Source organism: Mesorhizobium sp. M0848, assembly GCF_040319805.1.
In the GTDB taxonomy this organism is placed as follows: Bacteria; Pseudomonadota; Alphaproteobacteria; order Rhizobiales; family Rhizobiaceae; genus Mesorhizobium.
Genome location: NZ_JAMYOM010000006.1, coordinates 235,136 through 252,145, shown reverse-complemented (window position 1 = coordinate 252,145; position 17,010 = coordinate 235,136). Strand labels below are relative to the sequence as shown.

The window sequence follows — 17,010 nt, the reverse complement described above, 5'->3', positions numbered from 1 at the left end:
ACCCCCCTCTGTCCTGCCGGACATCTCCCCCGCAAGGGGGGAGATCGGATGTCACGACGGGCTTCGCCACTTTTCAACGGTGACGAATGGACGCCGCGGCAAAGCCGCCAATCTCCCCCCTTGCGGGGGAGATGTCCGGCAGGACAGAGGGGGGTGTGCCGGAGTAAATCCCCCTCCGGGTCACACGCGCAATGATCGCCGCCAGCAAACCCATACTCGACATCGCCAACCTCTGCGTCAGCGTGCGCGGTGAGGACGGCGAGCGCGAGGTCGTCTCCGACCTGTCGCTGACTTTGGCGCGTGGCGAGACGCTCTGCATTGCCGGTGAATCCGGCTCCGGCAAATCGATGACCGCACTGGCGATCATGCAGCTTCTGCCGCAGCCTGCCGCCCGGATTTCATCCGGCAAAGTCCATCTGGGCGATACAGATCTGACGACTCTGGACGAGCGCCGGATGCGGCGCATCCGCGGCGACCGCATCGCCATGATCTTCCAGGAGCCGATGACCTCGCTCAACCCGGTGCTGTCGATCGGCCGGCAGCTCACCGAATCCATCGAGGCACACACCAGCCTGTCGCAGGGCGAAGTCCGCCAGCGCGCCATCGAGGCTCTGAAAGCGGTGCGCATTTCGGAAGCCGAAAGCCGGCTGAAGCAGTTTCCGCACGAACTGTCCGGCGGCATGCGCCAGCGGGTGATGATCGCCATGGCGCTGGCGCTCGAGCCGGACGTGCTGATCGCCGACGAGCCGACGACGGCACTTGACGTCACCGTGCAAGGCGAGGTGCTGGAGCTGCTGCGCGACCTGCAGCGCCAGCACGGCACCAGCGTCATCCTGATCACCCACGACATGGGCGTGGTCGCAGAGATGGCCGACCGCGTCATCATCATGCGGCATGGCCGCATGGTCGAAGAGGGGAAAACCGCCGACATTTTTTCCAGGCCACAAGCCGACTACACGCGCGAACTGCTTGCCGCCGTACCGCGCATCGGCAGCGGCGTCGGCCGACAGACATCCAGGGAGGCCGAGGCGACGACGGCATCGGCCAATGTCGCCGAGGTCAAGGACCTGCATGTCCGCTTCGACCTGCATGGCGGTTTCTTCGGTCGGGTCAACCGGCGCGTTCACGCCGTCGAAGGCGTTAGCTTTTCGATCGCGGCCAACGAGACGCTGGCGCTGGTCGGCGAATCCGGTTGCGGCAAGTCGACCACCGCCAAGGCGCTGGCCGGACTGGTGCCCTACAGCGGAGGCGTCGTCATCGGCGGCCGCAATTTGTCTGGCCTTGGCCGCGACGAGCGTAAGGCGGTGCGCCGCGACGTGCAGATGATTTTTCAGGATCCCTACGCCTCGCTCGACCCGCGCATGCGCGTCGGCGAACTCGTCGCCGAGCCGCTGCTGATCCATGGCATCGCCTCGAAGCAAGAGCGCAGCGACCGTGTGGCCGCGCTGTTCGAGCGCGTCGGCCTGTCGGCCGATCAGATGGAACTCTATCCGCATGAATTCTCCGGCGGCCAGCGCCAGCGCGTCTGTATTGCGCGTGCCCTTGCGCTGCGGCCGAAGCTGATCATCGCCGACGAAAGCGTCTCGGCGCTCGACGTCTCGGTGCAGGCGCGCGTGCTCGATCTGTTGAAGGAATTGCAGCGCGAATTCGGCGTCGCCTATCTCTTCATCTCGCATGACATGGCTGTGGTCGAGAACATCTCCGACCGCGTCGCCGTCATGTATCTCGGCCAGATCGTCGAGATGGGCACGCGCGACCAGGTCTTTTCCAACCCGCGTCATCCCTACACCAGGCGGCTGATCGAAGCCGTGCCCGTGCCCGATCCGGCTAAGCGGCGAAGCCGCTTCGCCCGCCTCGACCAGGAGATCCCGAGCGCCACCCGCAGGATCGGCGAGGCGCCGTTGAAACTGGCGCTGAGGGATGTCGGCAACGGCCACCTCGTCGCCGCCGAGGGCTGAGGCAAGTACCGCCGCGGGTCGCGGTTCACGTGTTTGTGTTTCTATCTCGGGCTCAACGCCGGCATTCTGTCCCCAAAGCGCATCGCTTCGAACACGAAATCCGGGACGGCCTCTTGCCCTCTGTCCCTATCTTCCTCATGTTCAATACCATTGCGATGATCGATCGTAGGAGGGTCGGTCGGATTCATCGCTATGGGAGGAAGTCAACCATGAAGGTAAGCCTTTTCGTTTCCGCGGCACTTCTCGCCGCATCCGCGATCCCCGCCTCGGCCGCCGACATTTCCGACGGCAAGGTCAAGATCGGCATCCTCAACGACCAGTCGGGCGTCTATGCCGATTTCGGCGGCAAGTGGTCGGTCGAGGCGGCCAAGATGGCGGTCGAGGATTTCGGCGGCAAGGTGCAGGGAGCGCCGATAGAAATCATCAGCGCCGACCACCAGAACAAACCGGATATCGCCTCCAACATCGCGCGGCAGTGGTACGACACCGAGCAGGTCGATGCCATCATGGAACTGACGACCTCTTCGGTGGCGCTCGCCGTCCAGGGGATTTCCAAGGAAAAGAAGAAGATCGACATCGTCACCGGCGCGGCGACCACGGAGCTGACCGGCAAACAATGCTCGCCTTACGGCTTTCACTGGGCCTATGACACACATTCGCAGGCGGTGGGAACCGGCGGCTCTCTCGTGCAGCAGGGCGGCGACAGCTGGTTCTTCGTCACCGTCGACTATGCATTCGGCTATTCGCTGAAGGATCAGACCACCAAGTTCGTCGAGAGCCATGGCGGCAAGGTGCTGGGCGAGGTGCGTTATCCCCTGGGATCGACCGATTATTCGTCCTTCCTGCTGCAGGCGCAATCGTCGGGCGCCAAGGTCATCGGCCTGGCCAATGCCGGCCTCGATACCTCCAACTCGATCAAGCAAGCGGCCGAATTCGGCATCGTGCAGGGCGGTCAGCGTCTTGCCGCACTCCTGTTCACGCTGGCCGAGGTGCATGGGCTTGGCCTTCAAGCGGCGCAGGGCGTTGTGCTGACCGAAGGCTATTATTGGGATCGCGACGACAAGAGCCGCGAATTCGGGCAGCGCTTTTTCAAGCGCACCAACCGCATGCCGAACATGATCCAGGCCTCGACCTATTCGGCGGTGACGCAGTACCTGAAAGCGATCGACAAGGCCGGCACGGACGAGACCGAAGCGGTCGCCAAGCAACTGCATTCGATGCCCGTGGACGACGCCGCGATAACCAACGGCAAAGTGCAGGCGGACGGCAACATGGTCCATGACATGTACCTCTATCAGGTCAAGTCGCCAGCCGAGAGCACCCAGGAGTGGGACTACTACAAATATCTCGCCACCATTCCTGGCAACGAGGCCTTCCTTAGCGAAAAGGAAAGCGGCTGTCCGACGGCCGGCCAGTGATCGGCGCGGCCGATGGCGCCGACTGACCTGAGCGCGAACGAGCCGCCTGTGGTGCTTTCCGCCCGCGGGTTGCGGCGCGACTTTGCCGGCTTCATCGCCGTCAAAAACGTCGATCTCGATGTCCGCCATGGCAACATCCATGCCCTGATCGGACCCAACGGCGCCGGCAAGACGACCGTCTTCAACCTGCTCACCAAGTTCCTGGCGCCGACCAGCGGCAGGATCGAGCTGCTCGGCCACGACATCACCCGCACCTCGCCGGCCAGGGTCGCGCGGATGGGCCTGGTGCGCTCGTTCCAGATATCGGCGATTTTTCCGCACCTCAGCGTGCTCGACAATGTGCGCGTCGCGCTGCAGCGGCCGGGCGGGCTCAGCGTTCAGTTCTGGCGCTCGCTGGCGGCGCTCGACCGGCTGACGCCGCGCGCCGAGGAATTGCTGCGCTCGGTCGGTCTCGACGACGCCAGGAACAGGCTCGCCGGCGACCTTTCCTATGGCAGGAAACGCGTGCTCGAGATCGCTACGACCCTGGCGCTCGATCCGAAAGTGCTGCTGCTGGACGAGCCGATGGCCGGCATGGGGCATGAGGACGTGGCCACGGTTTCCAGCCTCATCCGTTCGGTGGCCAGGGATCGCGCCGTGCTGATGGTCGAGCACAATCTGACCGTCGTGGCCGACCTTTGCGACTGGATAACGGTCATGCAGCGCGGCGAGGTGCTGGCCGCCGGCGACTACGCCACCGTCAGCCGCGACGAGCGCGTCAAGATCGCCTATATGGGCACCGCCGATGACTAGTGCCGCACCTCTGCTTGCAGTCAGCGGCCTCAACGCCTGGTATGGCGAGGGCCATGCGTTGCACGGCGTCGATCTGGAGGTGTTTGCCGGCGAGACGGTCACGCTGCTCGGCCGCAACGGCGTCGGCAAGACGACGACGCTGCGCGCCATCATGGGGCTGATCCGCAAGCGAACCGGCCGGATCGCTTTCGACGGCCAGGATCTGATGCGGCTGCCGCTGCACCGGACCGCGCATCAAGGCATCGGCTTCGTGCCGGAGGAGCGCGGTATCTTCGCGACGCTGACCGTCGACGAGAACCTGGTTCTGCCGCCGGTCGTCGCGCAGGGCGGCATGAGCGTCGAGGAGATTTTCGACCTGTTCCCCAATCTGAAGGAGCGGCGCAACAGTCCAGGCACGAGGCTGTCGGGCGGCGAACAGCAGATGCTGGCGATCGCGCGCATGTTGAGAACCGGTGTGAAAATGCTGCTTCTCGACGAGCCGACGGAGGGTTTGGCCCCCGTCATCGTGCAGCGCATTGGCGCGTTGCTGGCGACGTTGAAAAAGCGCGGCATGACGATCCTACTGGTGGAGCAGAACTTCCGCTTCGCCAGCCGTGTCGCCGATCGTTTCTATCTGATGGAGCACGGCAAGGTGGTGGCGGGGTTTCCGGTCGGCGAGCTGCCGGACCGCATGACGCAGCTCCACGAAGTCCTGGGTGTATGATGGCGCCATGACGATGATCTTCGGCATCCCCGTTCAGGCTTTCCTCGGCCAGTTGCTGGTCGGCCTGATCAACGGCTCGTTCTACGCCATGCTGAGCCTGGGCCTGGCTGTCATATTCGGCCTGCTGCGGGTCATCAATTTCGCCCATGGCGCCCAATATATGCTCGGCGCCTTCGTCGGTTATCTGCTTCTCACCTATCTCGGCATCGGCTACTGGCCCGCCTTGATCCTTGCGCCGCTGATCGTCGGTGCCTTCGGCATCGTGGTCGAGCGCCTTGCGCTGTCGAGACTGTACGATCTCGATCCGCTCTACGGCCTGCTCTTCACCTTCGGCCTCGCGCTCGTGCTCGAAGGCATCTTCCGCTACTATTACGGCGTCTCGGGAAACCCCTACGCCGTGCCGCCGCTGCTTTCGGGAGGCACCAATCTCGGCTTCATGTTCCTGCCCAACTATCGCGGCTGGGTCGTCGTCGCCTCGCTGATCGTCTGCTTCGGAACCTGGGCGCTGATCGAGAAGACCAGGCTCGGTTCCTACCTGCGCGCCGCGACGGAGAATCCCCGCCTCGTCCAGGCTTTCGGCGTCAACGTGCCCTTGCTGCTGACCCTGACCTACGGCCTCGGCTCCGCGCTGGCCGGGCTTGCCGGGATTCTGGCAGCGCCGATCTATCAGGTGAGCCCGCTTATGGGGTCGGATCTCATCATCGTCGTCTTCGCCGTCGTCGTGGTCGGCGGCATGGGATCGATCCTTGGCGCCATCGTCACCGGCTACATGCTTGGCCTTGCCGAAGGCCTGACCAAGGTCTTCTACCCCGAGGCCTCCAACCTCGTGGTCTTCGTCATCATGGCGATTGTGCTTCTGGTCCGGCCGGCCGGCCTGTTCGGAAGGGACGCCTGACATGTCGGAACTGACGCTTCGCGAGACATCGGCCAAAACCTCGGCACGGCTTGAATGGACGCTGGTCGGGCTCGGCATCCTGGCGCTGCTGGTGGCGCCTTTCCTGGTCTATCCGATCTTCCTGATGAAGATGCTGTGCTTCGCGCTGTTTGCCTGCGGGTTCAATCTTCTGCTTGGTTACACCGGGCTGCTGTCATTCGGCCACGCAACCTTCTTTGGCGGCGCCGCCTACTTCACCGCGCATGCCGTCAAGGTCTGGGGCTGGCCGCCGGAAGCCGGCATTCTGCTCGGCATGGCGGGTGCGGCCTTGCTCGGCCTCGTCATGGGCTTCTTCGCCATTCGCCGGCAAGGCATCTATTTCGCCATGATCACGCTGGCACTGTCGCAGATGTTCTTCTTCTTCTGCGTGCAAGCGCCGTTCACGCAAGGCGAGGACGGCATTCAGGGCATACCGCGCGGCATGCTGCTAGGCGTCCTCGACCTGAACGTCTCGCTGAACATGTATTATTTCGTGCTGGCGGTGTTCCTGATCGGCGTCTTCGCCATCTGGCGCATCGTCAATTCGCCATTCGGCATGATCCTGCGCTCGATCCGGGAAAACGAGAATCGCGCCATTTCGCTGGGCTATTCCGTCGCCAACTACAAGCTCGGCGCCTTCGTCATGTCGGCGGCGCTGGCCGGGCTGGCCGGCTCGCTCAAGGCGATCGTCTTCCAGTTCGCCACGCTCACCGACGTCACCTGGCAGATGTCGGGCGAGGTGATCCTGATGACGCTTCTCGGCGGCATCGGTACGATGGTCGGGCCGATCATCGGCGCCAGCCTTGTCATCGGCCTGGAAAACACGCTTGCCACTTCCGGCTTTCCGGTGACCATCGCCACCGGCCTGATCTTCATGGTGTGCGTGCTGATCTTCCGGCGCGGCATCGTCGGCGAATTTTACGCGCGGATTTTCGGGCGGGCGGGAAAGGACTGATCAGCTGCAGGTTGGTGGGACGCGGTTTGCGCGTGGTGACATGCGTCACCACAATGAGCACCTGTCCGGATTTTTCAGAAAACTATAGACCTCGATCAATCGAGGCGACTGCTTGCGACCTGGGGCAATCGCGACCCCATCGGAACGGGTGAGCACTGCTGTGGACAAATCGTGATGCGTGCATTCTTTCGATTGGTTGCGGTTATGACCGTGGTGTCCGGCGTGACCGGCTGCACCAGCATTTCCTACTACGCGCAATCCATGAAGGGTCATCTGCAGATCATGACCGCACGCCAGGATGTCGGAAAACTGATCGAGGATCCTTCGACGCCGAAGGCGTTGCGCGCCCGAATGGCATCGGCGAGCGCTATACGACAGTTCGCAACGGATGAACTGGCGCTGCCCGACAACAACAGCTACCGCAGCTATGTCGACATTGGTCGGGACTCGGTGACATGGGCTGTCTTCGCCGCGCCGGCATTTTCGCTGACGCCGCGAACATGGTGTTTTCCTGTTTTCGGCTGCGTTCCCTACCGGGGGTATTTCTCCAGGAAGTCCGCGACTGAAACCGCTGTCGAACTTCAAGAACAGGGCATGGACGTCTATGTGACGGGCATCACTGCATATTCCACGCTCGGCTGGTCAAGTGACCCGCTGCTAAGCACGATGTTCGGCGAGGATAAAACCTATCTTGCAGGGCTGATTTTCCATGAACTCGCCCACCAGCGCGTCTACGTGCACGACGATTCCGCATTCAACGAGGCGTTCGCTGTCGCCGTCGAAACAACCGGCGTGAGAAAATGGTTGCGCATGACTGGCGATACCGCCGCATTGCGCCGTTACGAAGCCGCCCGGAGACGCAAGGCTGAATTTCTTGCGCTGGTGTCGCGGACCCGGGACGAGTTGGCGCAAGTCTATTCCAACGCCGGCACCTCGGAGCAAAAACTGGCCGCAAAGACGGCCGCTATTGAACGGCTGCGGATGCGCTACCGGCACATGCGCGACAGACGCTGGGGCCGATACCGGGGATACGATGCCTGGTTCGCCTCCCCGATCAACAACGCGAAGCTCGCCGCGACGTCCGTTTATAGCGATCGGGTGACCGCGTTTCTGCGCCTGTTCGACTTGTGCTCGGGCGACTATGTCAGGTTCTATGCATCGGTCCGGCGGATTGGCGCACTGGACGAAGCTCACCGCGTCGAAGCACTTGCCGCGGCAGATCGCTGTTATTGAGTCAGCCCGTGAGGCGTCCACGAAACAACGTGCAGCCGTCCGTCAGGCGCGACCTGGAGATATCCCGGAATCCGGCCTCGGTCATCCACGCGCGATACTGACCCTCAGTGTACGATTCGCCGTGGCGATAGAGGTTCAGGAAGGTGAGATTGAGAAAGACACCCTCTGGCGGGCCGAGGCGGTCGTCATCGACGACACCCCACCCGGCAATTGCGATCTCGCCGCCATGTGTAAGGCAACGCGCCGCGTTCAGGATCGAACTGCGCGCCTGGTCCGGCGGAAGCACCTGGACGACGGCCTTCAGGATCGCCAGATCGTGCCGACCGACCGATGGCGCGACGGTTATGTCCCCCTCTTCGACAACCACGTCGTCGGCACCGTATTCCGACAGGATGGCTGGCGCGACCGCTGAGACCGTCGGCAGTTCCATCAGCGTCGCCGCAATGTGCGGCCACCGCTCGCGAAGCCCGACCAGTATGGTCCCGGCACCCCCGCCGATGTCGATCACCGAACCGACCGCCGAGAGGTCCATCTCCTGGGCCAGATGTCGGCCGAAAATCACCCCACCCGGTGCGAGCATGCGGCTGAAGGCCGCCGCGGCCTCAGGTCCCGCTTCGGAAAAGTCGTGCAGCGCAGCCGGCCGGTTCTGCCGCAGCGACTCGGCGGTTAGTAGGTCGGCTCCCCAGAGCTCGCGCAGGAGCGCATGATCGCCGCCGCGATAGCTTGGCTTGGACGCATCGAGGAAGGCCGACGCTTCGGCTCCGTTGCGAAATTCACCATCCTTGACTTCAAGGAGGCCGATGCTGGCGAGCGCGTAGAGGAGCCGCGACAGACGATCGGGTTCGACTTTGAGCGTGGCCCCGAGGCTGTCAGCAGTCAGCGCGCTTTCACCGAGCCGGGTGAAGATGCCAAGGTCCAATCCGGCGCGAAGCGCCAAGGCGGGGGGCACCGCTGCGATCAGCTTGTCGATCCGGTCAGAATCCACCATGTCACATCCCCTCCGCGATCCAGGATCGGCCTTGAAACAACTCCCATGGACTAGAACTTACAGTCCCGACGTCCGGATGGCGACGGACCGGCCGAGAACTCCCAGTGGTGCGGTTGGGAGCGCGCGCGGCTCTAGTCTGAGAACTTCACGCTCACGCCGCGCTGCCGAAAATAAGCCTGCATCAACTTGCGGCCCGAGCGGTTGTTCTGCGCCAGTTTGGTCGGATCGAACACCGCCTGTTTTATCCCCTCCCGCGTCAGCGCCGCCTTAAGCGTCGCGATATGTGCGTCGATGTCGGCATTGTCCGCCCGGAGCGAGGCATAGATGCTCTCGGTCGCCTCGGCCACGGTCAGTTCGCTCATTGGTGTCGTCCTTTGGTTGGTTGGGCGGCGCTTAGCACAGATTCGCGGTCCGCCGATACCGAGACCGTCAGTACACAGCGCCCGCCGCGAAAGCGAACCGTTCCTTATGAGGCTTCGTAAAGTTCCAGCGGCAATCCATCCGGATCTCTGAAAAAAGTAAACCGTTGGTCTGTGTATGGGTCGATCCGGATTGGCTCAAAGGCAACGCCTGCGGCTTCCAGGCGGATAATTACGGGCTCAAGATTAGCCACAGCAAATGCCAGATGTCTCAGGCCTGTAGCCTCTGGGTGGGATGGCCGCATCGCCGGTGCAGGGAAGGAGAACAATTCCAGTTGGGCCGACCCGATCCGCAGATCCGCCTTCCATGACTGCCGCTCCTCCCGATAGACCTCCCGGATCAGATCGAGGCCGAGGAGTTCGACGTAGAACCGTCGCGACCGGTCATAGTCGGTGCAGATGAGCGCGACGTGGTGAATGGCGTTCAGCATGCTGCTAACTCCAGTCAAGGGGATATGAGGCCAAGGTGCTTCAAGGCCTGGATCGTCGCGCGCCACGGCTCCGATTTGCCTTGTCCTTCCCACCTCACCCATAACACCCGCGTTCCACCGCCAGCCGCCGCACCAGCGCCAGCACGGCATCGATGGTCGGGGTCGGCTTGTCCGTTAGCCGGCCAAGTTCCTGCACCGCGCTCACCAGCGCGTCGATCTCCATCGGCCGGCCGCGCTCCAGGTCCTGCAGCATCGAGGTCTTGTGTTCGCCGACATCGCCGGCGCCCTTGATGCGCCGGTCGACCGCTATGGGAAAGCGCACGCCGAGGCTTTCGCCGATCGCCTGCGCTTCCAGCATCATGGTGCGAGCGAGCGTGCGGGTGCCTTCGTCGGCGACAATTGCGGCAAGCGTGCTGCCGGTCAGCGCCGAGATCGGGTTGAAGGACAGATTGCCCCACAGCTTTACCCATATCTCGCCGCGGATGTCGTCGCGCACCGGCACCTGCAGGCCGGCCTTGACCATTTCCTCGGCCAGAAGCGTAACCCGTTCGCTGCGCTCGCCGGAGGGTTCGCCGAGCGAGAAGCGTCTGCCCTCGACATGGCGGATGAGGCCCGGCGCATCGACCTCGACGGCCGGATAGACGACCGAGCCGATGACGTGGTCCGGTCCGATCCGCTGCCAGATCTTGCCGCCGGGATCGACCGCGTTCAGCCTGGTGCCTTCGCGCGGCCCGCCAACGCCGTGGAAGTACCACCACGGCACGCCGTTCTGCATGGTGACGACGGCGGTGTCTTGCCCGAGTAGCGGTGCGATCTGGTCAAGGGCCGAGGTGAGGGAATGGGCTTTTAGCGCCAGAACCACATAATCCTGGACGCCAAGTTCCTCGGCTTTCGCGGCGGCCCGGACGGGGACGGACGTCTCCTGGCCGTCCTCGATCAGGCGCAGGCCATTTGCCTTGATCGCTTCCAGATGCGCCCCGCGCGCGACGATCGAAAGATCGGTCCGCCCAGTCATGGCAAGCTTGGCAGCGAGATAGCCGCCGATCGCACCGGCGCCGAAGATGGTGATCTTCATCGTCAAAGCCCCAGTTTGGCAGCGAGGCCGATGCGCTGCAATTTGCCGGTCGCGCCCTTGGGGATCTCGTCCAGGATCAGGATCTTGCGCGGCACCTTGAAGTCGGCAAGCCGCGTCGCGGCATAGGTGCGAATGTCGCCCTCGGTGGCACTGATGCCTTCGCGCAGCACAACCGCCGCGGCCACCTCCTCGCCAAGCTTGTCATGCGGCATGGCGAAGGTGACGACCTGCGCCACCGCCGGATGGTCCATCAGCACATCGTCGACCTCGAGCGGCGAGATTTTTTCGCCGCCGCGGTTGATGATCTCCTTGAGCCGTCCGGTGACCCTGAGATAGCCGTCTTCGTCCAGCACGCCCTGGTCGCCGGTGTGGAACCAGCCATGCGCGAAGGCGGTGGCGTTGGCATCCGGGTTCTTCTCGTAGCCAACAGTCACATTGGGCCCGCGAATGACGATCTCGCCGGTCTCGCCGGCCTTGAGCAGTCGCCCGTCGGGCGCCATGACAGCCACGTCCGGACCGGCGGAGGCCCCGACGCTGCCCGGCTTGCGCTGGCCCGGCGGCAGCCGGTTCGACGCCATCTGGTGCGCGGCCTCGGTCATTCCGTAGGATTCGATCACCGGACAGCCGAAGGTCGCTTCCAGTTCAGCCATCACTTGCGCCGGCAGCGACGCCGAGGACGAACGGATGAAGCGCAGGCGCGTTGCCGCCAGCACCTCGGCATTGCGTGCCGCGCGAGGCAGGATCGCCTGATGCATGGTCGGCACCGCCGTGTACCAACTCGGTCGTGCCTCGCCCAGCCACTGGAAGAAGCGCAGCGCGTTGAAGCCCGGCGTGCAATAGATGCTGCCACCGGCAGCCAGTGACGACAGCACGGCCGCGATCAGGCCGTGAATGTGGAACAGCGGCATGATGTTGAGGCAGCGGTCATCGGCCGTCAGGCCAAGCGTGCCGCCGATATGGGCAGCCGAGGCTGCGATGTTGGCATGGCTGAGCGGCACCAGTTTTGGCCGCGACGTCGTGCCGGAGGTGTGCAGCAAAAGCGCGATGTCGCCGTCTTGCGCCATGTCGGGTGATGCCGGGGGCCCGATCGCCGCGCCCTCGATCGCAAAACTGCCGGCGGGTGTGGCGGGCTGCACGACAAGCCGCAGCACGCCGATGCCGAGGCGTTCGGCCACCGTCACCGCAGGGCCGGTCTCGCCCTCGGCGACAAGGATCGCCTTGGCGCCGATGTCGGTGAGGTAGAAATCGAGCTCGTCGGCCCGGTAGGCTGGATTGAGCGGTGCCGTCGAGGCGGCGGCCGCCACGGCGATAAAGGCGGTGGCCATCTCGGGCCCGTTCGGCAGCACGATCGCCACCCTGTCGCCCCGGCCGATGCCGCGCGCATGCAGCTGTTTTGCCGTGTCGGCGATCAGGCTGCGCAATCCGCCATGGCTGAGCGTCGCCCTGTCGGGCGCCAGGATGGCAGGTGCATCGTCCGCCCCCGCTGCGAGACGGCGGGAGAGATCTGCGTGGGTTTCAGTTTGGGTCATGATCACCGGCTGGATTTCGAACGGCTATTGGCGGCAGCCCCGCTGACGGGCTTGCCTCGATATGGATACGCCATTGGACAACGGATTGCGTCAGTAGCCAAGCGCCAAACCATCCTTGCGCGGATCGGAAGCGCCGGTCAGCGTCCCCTTCTCCCAGTCGATCAGCACCACCTGCCCGCCGCCCAGCGGGTGATGCGGTTCGGCGATGCGGTGGCCGCGCCGGCGCAGGCCCTCGATCGCCTCGCTGGGAACGCCACGCTCGGCCTCCACGGTGTCGTCATTGTAAAACACCCTGGGCGCATCCAGCGCCTGCTGCGGGTCCATGCCGAAGTCGATCATGTTGGTCAGCAGATGGACATGGCCGAACGGCTGGTAGCCGCCGCCCATGACGCCGAACGGCATCACGACGCGGCCGTTCTTCGTCGCCATGCCCGGCATGATCGTGTGCATCGGCCGCTTGCCGGGCGCGATCGCGTTCGGATGTGCCGGGTCGAGGCGGAAGCTCGAACCGCGGTTCTGCAGCACGACACCGGTCTTCGGGCCGACGACGCCGCTGCCGAACGAATAATAGGTCGAGTTGATGAAGGAAACCGCGTTGCGGTCGCGGTCGACGATGGAGATGTAGACCGTGTCGCTGCCGGGCAGCTCCACGCGCGGCAGATGCGTCATGGCGCGGTCGCGGTCGATCTCGGCGCGCAGCCGGTCGGCATAGGCGCCGGACAGGAGCTGTTTGACCGGCACCGGGACATGATCCTGGTCGCCGAGATAGCGGTCGCGGTCGCGATAGGCCAGGCGCCCGGCCTCGATCTCCAGATGCAGGCGCTCGGCGCCATTGGGGTCAAGTCCGCCAAGCTTGAAGCCCGACAGCAAATTCAGCATCAAAAGCGCCGTCAGCCCCTGATTGTTGGGCGGCATCTGGTGGATCTCGTGGCCGCCATAAGAGGTGCTGACCGGCGTCACATAATCGCCTCGGGTCGAGGCGAAATCCTCGGCCGAATGAAGTCCGCCCAATTCGTTAAGCCGACTAACCATATCGTCGGCGACAGCGCCTTCATAGAAACCGGCTCGGCCGTGTTTGGCGATGATGCGCAACGTCGCCGCTAGTTCCGGCTGCCTGTGGATGTCACCCGCCTTCGGCGCCTTGCCGCCGGGCAGGAAGATGCGCGCGGCATGCTCGTCGGCCGACAGGTCGGTTTCCGGTTCGGCCCAGTCGAAGGCGACGCGGTCGTGCACGACATAGCCGTTCTCGGCATAGTGGATGGCCGGCGCCAGCACCTCGGCAAGGCCCTTGCGGCCATGGTCTTCGAGCAGGCGGCCCCAGGCGTCGACAGCGCCCGGCACGGTGACCGCATGCGGACCCTGCAGCGGGATGCGATCGAAGCCTTTTTCGCGGTACCAGTCGACCGTCGCTTTGGCTGGCGCCCGACCCGAACCATTGAAGGCCAGCACATTGCCCTGTCCCGCCGGGCTATAGAGCACGAAGCAATCGCCGCCGATGCCCGTCGATTGCGGCTCGACGACGCCCTGCACGGCGGCGGCGCAGACGGCGGCATCCATGGCATTGCCGCCGGAGCGCAGCATGTCGATGGCCGCAAGGGTTGCAAGCGGATGCGAGGTCGCGGCAACCGCCTCGGTGGCACGAACCGGCGAGCGGCCGGGAAACTGGAAATCACGCATTCTGTCTGGATATCCCCTGGTCACGTCTGCAAGTTGGTCACGTCTGCAAGTTGGTCACTTCTGCGAATTGGTCTGGTGAAATCAATGCCGCCGGCCGAAGATCTGCGCAACCGACAACAGCACGACCGAGAGAACGATCAGGCAGGTCGAGATGGCAGCGATCGTCGGGTCGATCTGGTCGCGCAGCGCGTTGAACATGCGGCGTGTCAATGTCGTGGTCTCGCCGCCCGATATGAACAGCGAAACCACCACTTCGTCGAAGGAGGTGATGAAGGCAAACAGCGCGCCCGAGACGATCGAGAAGCGGATCTGCGGCATCGTCACCTGCCAGAAGGCGGCGACGCGGCCGGCGCCAAGGCTGCGCGCCACGCGCTCCTGGTTCATGTCGTAGGAGCGCAAGCCCGACAGCACCGTCAGCACCACCAGCGGCAAGGCCTGCACCGTATGCGCGATGACCAGCCCGGTCAGCGTGTTGTTGAGCCCGATGCGCGCATAGAGGAAGAAGGTGCCGATGCCGATCAGGATCACCGGAACGATCAGCGACGCCGTCAGCAGCGCGTTGATGGTGCCGTTGAGGCGCAGCGTGCCCCTGTTGATGGCATAGGCTGCAGCGGTGCCGAGCGGTGTCGCGACGAGCACTGTCATAACAGCCACCTTGACCGAGACGATCGTAGCGTCGCGCCATTCCAGTGAGCCGAAATAGGTCTGGTACCAGCGCAGCGACCATTGCTGCGGCGGGAATTGCAGCAGCGTCGAATCCGAAAACGACATGATGACGATGATGATCGACGGCGCGATCAGGAACAGAAGCACGAGGCCGCCGAGGCAATAGAGCCACAGCCGTTGCCGGTGCGAAATCGGCAGGCCAAAATCCTCGCTCATCGCGAACTCCACACACCTGTGGCGCGCGCGCCGAGCAGCCACTGGAACAGGCCGAGAAGCGCCAGCGTGACCACCAGCAGCACCACGCCCAGTGCTGCACCCGCACCCCAGTTGGAATAGAGGCTGGTGGTCTGTTCCATGCGCATCGCCCACATGATGACCTTGCCGCCGCCCATGAGCGCAGGCGTGACGAAGAAGCCCAGGCACAGCACGAAGACGATGACCACGCCCGAGGCGAGGCCGGGCAGCGACAGCGGAAAGAAGATCTGCCGGAAGGTGGCGGCCGGGCCGGCGCCGAGATTCATGCCGGCGCGCAGGCAGTCGATGTCGATGGTCTTCATCGAGGCGTAGAGCGGCAGCACCAGGAACGGCAGCAGGATATGCGTCATGCCGATGACGACGCCGGAAAAATTGTTGGCGAGCGATAGCGGCTGGCTGATGACACCGAGATCGATCAGCCAGCTGTTGATCAGGCCCTTGCGCTGCAGGATCACCAGCCAGGCATAGGTGCGCACCAGAACCGATGTCCAGAACGGCAGGATGACGAAGATCAGGCAGATCGACGCCGCCCGGCGCGGCAGTTGCGACAGCATGTAGGCTAAGGGATAGCCGAGCAGCACGCAGGCGCCGGTGACGATGAAGGCGACCTTGAAGGTGGTGATAAAGGTCTTGATGTAGGAGGCCTGTTCGAAGAAGCGCGCATAATTGGCGGGACTGAAGGCGCCGGCTTCGTCGAACAGCGACAGCCAGAACAGCCAGCCGATGGGCACGATGATGATGGCGAAGACCAGCAACAGGCTCGGCGACAGCAGCGCCAGCAACCGCAACGACTCGCGCCGAGCGTCCATATGCAGCGCCTGCGTGTTCAGATCCGGGCCCGAGCGGCCGGCTTTCTCCTGCATGAGGGCGGTCTGCGCGCTCATCAGTCTGCCGCCACCAGGATCGTGTCCTGCGCATCGAGACCGAATGAGACTGGATGGCCGGGTGCGGGCATTTTCGCCAGCACATCGCTGCGGCAATAGTCGCGCAAAGTCAGCTGCCGGCCGTCGCGCAGCACGGCATAGCAGACGAAGCTGTCGCCCTGATAGATGATGTCGCTGACTTTCGCCTCGAGCACGTTGATGCCGCTTGTCGGTTTGGCGTTTGCCAAGAGCCGCAGCTTTTCCGGCCGCACCACCATCAGGTGCTGGCCTGCCGCCGGCACGGGTGCCGCGGTGTGGATTCTCCGGTCCTCATACCAGACGGAGCCGTTGCGGCACTCGACCGGAATGAAATTCGATTCGCCGATGAAGCCGGCTACAAATTGCGTCCGCGGCGTGGCGTAGAGGGTTTCGGGCTTGTCGAGCTGTTCGATGCGCCCGCCATTCATCACCGCGATGCGGTCCGACATGGTGATGGCTTCGCGCTGGTCATGCGTGACATAGACCGTGGTCATGCCAAGCCGGCGATGCAGGGCGCGCAGTTCGATCTGCATATGCTCGCGCAGGCCCTTGTCCAATGCCGACAGGGGCTCATCCATCAGCACGATGCGCGGTTCGAAGACGATGGCGCGCGCCAGCGCCACGCGCTGGCGCTGGCCGCCGGAGAGCTGGTCGACCCGGCGCTCGCCCAGCCCCTGCAATTTCACCAGATCGAGCGCCTTTTCGACACGCTCGGCCGTCTCGGCGGCGGCAACGCCGCGCTGCTTCAGCGGAAAGGCGATGTTGTGAAAGACGTTCATATGCGGAAACAGCGCGTAGTTCTGAAACACCATGCCGATGTTGCGCTTGTGCGGCGGCGTGGTGATGATCTCGTCGCCGCCGACCCTGATCGAGCCGGCATTGGCCCGCACAAAGCCGGCCAGGATCATCAACAGCGTCGTCTTGCCGGAACCGGAAGGCCCCAGCAGCGTCAGGAATTCACCAGCCTCAACGTCGAGGTTGAGGTCGCGCAGCACAGGCACGCTGCCAAATCGTTTCTCGATCCCGCGCATGCCGATCGGCAACGCGGATGGCGCAATGGACAAGATTTTTCTCTCCCAGGGGCTGAGGCGGCGAA

General features: G+C 63.9%; 16 protein-coding genes. 7 read left to right on the top strand and 9 right to left on the bottom strand.

Going from position 1 to position 17,010, the window contains the following annotated elements:
* Positions 1–191: 191 nt before the first annotated feature.
* From NKH95_RS09260 to NKH95_RS09230, 7 genes are all read left to right on the top strand, one after another.
* Positions 192–1,958 carry an ABC transporter ATP-binding protein gene (locus NKH95_RS09260; protein ID WP_023810818.1) on the top strand — a complete coding sequence of 589 codons (1,767 nt, stop codon included), beginning with the start codon at positions 192–194 and terminating at the stop codon, positions 1,956–1,958.
* A 209-nt stretch (positions 1,959–2,167) separates the two neighbouring features.
* The gene (locus NKH95_RS09255; protein ID WP_128304150.1) at positions 2,168–3,376 is read left to right on the top strand and encodes an ABC transporter substrate-binding protein; all 1,209 of its coding nucleotides are present in this window, start codon (positions 2,168–2,170) and stop codon (positions 3,374–3,376) included.
* 12 nt (positions 3,377–3,388) lie between these two features.
* Positions 3,389–4,168 (top strand): ABC transporter ATP-binding protein, encoded by a 780-nt coding sequence (locus NKH95_RS09250; protein WP_023810815.1) that lies wholly within the window; start codon positions 3,389–3,391, stop codon positions 4,166–4,168.
* Positions 4,161–4,871 carry an ABC transporter ATP-binding protein gene (locus NKH95_RS09245; RefSeq protein WP_023810814.1) on the top strand — a complete coding sequence of 237 codons (711 nt, stop codon included), beginning with the start codon at positions 4,161–4,163 and terminating at the stop codon, positions 4,869–4,871. Before NKH95_RS09250 ends, NKH95_RS09245 begins: the two co-directional genes overlap by 8 nt.
* 7 nt (positions 4,872–4,878) lie before the next feature.
* A complete protein-coding gene (locus NKH95_RS09240) occupies positions 4,879–5,766 on the top strand; it encodes a branched-chain amino acid ABC transporter permease (protein ID WP_023810813.1) in 888 nt (295 codons plus the stop codon).
* 1 nt (position 5,767) lies between these two features.
* Positions 5,768–6,739 carry a branched-chain amino acid ABC transporter permease gene (locus NKH95_RS09235; RefSeq protein WP_023810812.1) on the top strand — a complete coding sequence of 324 codons (972 nt, stop codon included), beginning with the start codon at positions 5,768–5,770 and terminating at the stop codon, positions 6,737–6,739.
* 174 nt (positions 6,740–6,913) lie between these two features.
* Entirely contained in the window at positions 6,914–7,972 is a 1,059-nt protein-coding gene (locus NKH95_RS09230) for an aminopeptidase (RefSeq protein WP_128304151.1), read from the top strand.
* A 1-nt stretch (position 7,973) separates the two neighbouring features.
* Here the strand turns inward: NKH95_RS09230 and NKH95_RS09225 are convergent, their stop codons facing one another.
* The 9 genes from NKH95_RS09225 to NKH95_RS09185 all read right to left on the bottom strand — a co-directional run bounded on the left by NKH95_RS09225 (position 7,974) and on the right by NKH95_RS09185 (position 16,978).
* A complete protein-coding gene (locus tag NKH95_RS09225) occupies positions 7,974–8,909 on the bottom strand; it encodes a methyltransferase (RefSeq protein ID WP_352891382.1) in 936 nt (311 codons plus the stop codon).
* A 182-nt stretch (positions 8,910–9,091) separates the two neighbouring features.
* The gene (locus tag NKH95_RS09220; RefSeq protein ID WP_023810809.1) at positions 9,092–9,322 is read right to left on the bottom strand and encodes a hypothetical protein; all 231 of its coding nucleotides are present in this window, start codon (positions 9,320–9,322) and stop codon (positions 9,092–9,094) included.
* A 104-nt stretch (positions 9,323–9,426) separates the two neighbouring features.
* Entirely contained in the window at positions 9,427–9,810 is a 384-nt protein-coding gene (gene gloA2 / locus NKH95_RS09215; protein WP_352440625.1) for an SMU1112c/YaeR family gloxylase I-like metalloprotein, read from the bottom strand.
* Between the two features lie 94 nt (positions 9,811–9,904).
* Positions 9,905–10,885, bottom strand: a complete 981-nt coding sequence (locus NKH95_RS09210) for a 2-dehydropantoate 2-reductase (protein ID WP_352440624.1) — start codon at positions 10,883–10,885, stop codon at positions 9,905–9,907.
* A gap of 2 nt (positions 10,886–10,887) precedes the next feature.
* A complete protein-coding gene (locus NKH95_RS09205; RefSeq protein ID WP_352440623.1) occupies positions 10,888–12,414 on the bottom strand; it encodes an acyl--CoA ligase in 1,527 nt (508 codons plus the stop codon).
* Positions 12,415–12,504: 90 nt separating this feature from the next.
* Positions 12,505–14,091 carry a gamma-glutamyltransferase gene (ggt, locus tag NKH95_RS09200; RefSeq protein WP_352440622.1) on the bottom strand — a complete coding sequence of 529 codons (1,587 nt, stop codon included), beginning with the start codon at positions 14,089–14,091 and terminating at the stop codon, positions 12,505–12,507.
* Between the two features lie 81 nt (positions 14,092–14,172).
* Positions 14,173–14,973, bottom strand: a complete 801-nt coding sequence (locus NKH95_RS09195; RefSeq protein WP_352891381.1) for an ABC transporter permease — start codon at positions 14,971–14,973, stop codon at positions 14,173–14,175.
* Positions 14,970–15,896, bottom strand: coding sequence for an ABC transporter permease (locus tag NKH95_RS09190; RefSeq protein WP_352440621.1), 927 nt, complete (start codon positions 15,894–15,896; stop codon positions 14,970–14,972). Before NKH95_RS09190 ends, NKH95_RS09195 begins: the two co-directional genes overlap by 4 nt.
* Positions 15,896–16,978, bottom strand: coding sequence for an ABC transporter ATP-binding protein (locus tag NKH95_RS09185; RefSeq protein WP_352891380.1), 1,083 nt, complete (start codon positions 16,976–16,978; stop codon positions 15,896–15,898). The genes NKH95_RS09190 and NKH95_RS09185 overlap by 1 nt, the downstream gene beginning before the upstream one ends.
* Positions 16,979–17,010: the final 32 nt, after the last annotated feature.

What these genes read in the sequence shown, in the direction of transcription:
- NKH95_RS09260 (WP_023810818.1), top strand. Translation starts at nt 192, where the DNA reads ATGATCGCCGCCAGCAAACCCATACTCGACATCGCCAACCTCTGCGTC.
- NKH95_RS09255 (WP_128304150.1), top strand. Translation starts at nt 2,168, where the DNA reads ATGAAGGTAAGCCTTTTCGTTTCCGCGGCACTTCTCGCCGCATCCGCG.
- NKH95_RS09250 (WP_023810815.1), top strand. Translation starts at nt 3,389, where the DNA reads ATGGCGCCGACTGACCTGAGCGCGAACGAGCCGCCTGTGGTGCTTTCC.
- NKH95_RS09245 (WP_023810814.1), top strand. Translation starts at nt 4,161, where the DNA reads ATGACTAGTGCCGCACCTCTGCTTGCAGTCAGCGGCCTCAACGCCTGG.
- NKH95_RS09240 (WP_023810813.1), top strand. Translation starts at nt 4,879, where the DNA reads ATGACGATGATCTTCGGCATCCCCGTTCAGGCTTTCCTCGGCCAGTTG.
- NKH95_RS09235 (WP_023810812.1), top strand. Translation starts at nt 5,768, where the DNA reads ATGTCGGAACTGACGCTTCGCGAGACATCGGCCAAAACCTCGGCACGG.
- NKH95_RS09230 (WP_128304151.1), top strand. Translation starts at nt 6,914, where the DNA reads ATGCGTGCATTCTTTCGATTGGTTGCGGTTATGACCGTGGTGTCCGGC.
- NKH95_RS09220 (WP_023810809.1), bottom strand. Translation starts at nt 9,322, where the DNA reads ATGAGCGAACTGACCGTGGCCGAGGCGACCGAGAGCATCTATGCCTCG.
- gloA2 (WP_352440625.1), bottom strand. Translation starts at nt 9,810, where the DNA reads ATGCTGAACGCCATTCACCACGTCGCGCTCATCTGCACCGACTATGAC.
- NKH95_RS09210 (WP_352440624.1), bottom strand. Translation starts at nt 10,885, where the DNA reads ATGAAGATCACCATCTTCGGCGCCGGTGCGATCGGCGGCTATCTCGCT.
- NKH95_RS09205 (WP_352440623.1), bottom strand. Translation starts at nt 12,414, where the DNA reads ATGACCCAAACTGAAACCCACGCAGATCTCTCCCGCCGTCTCGCAGCG.
- ggt (WP_352440622.1), bottom strand. Translation starts at nt 14,091, where the DNA reads ATGCGTGATTTCCAGTTTCCCGGCCGCTCGCCGGTTCGTGCCACCGAG.
- NKH95_RS09195 (WP_352891381.1), bottom strand. Translation starts at nt 14,973, where the DNA reads ATGAGCGAGGATTTTGGCCTGCCGATTTCGCACCGGCAACGGCTGTGG.
- NKH95_RS09190 (WP_352440621.1), bottom strand. Translation starts at nt 15,896, where the DNA reads ATGAGCGCGCAGACCGCCCTCATGCAGGAGAAAGCCGGCCGCTCGGGC.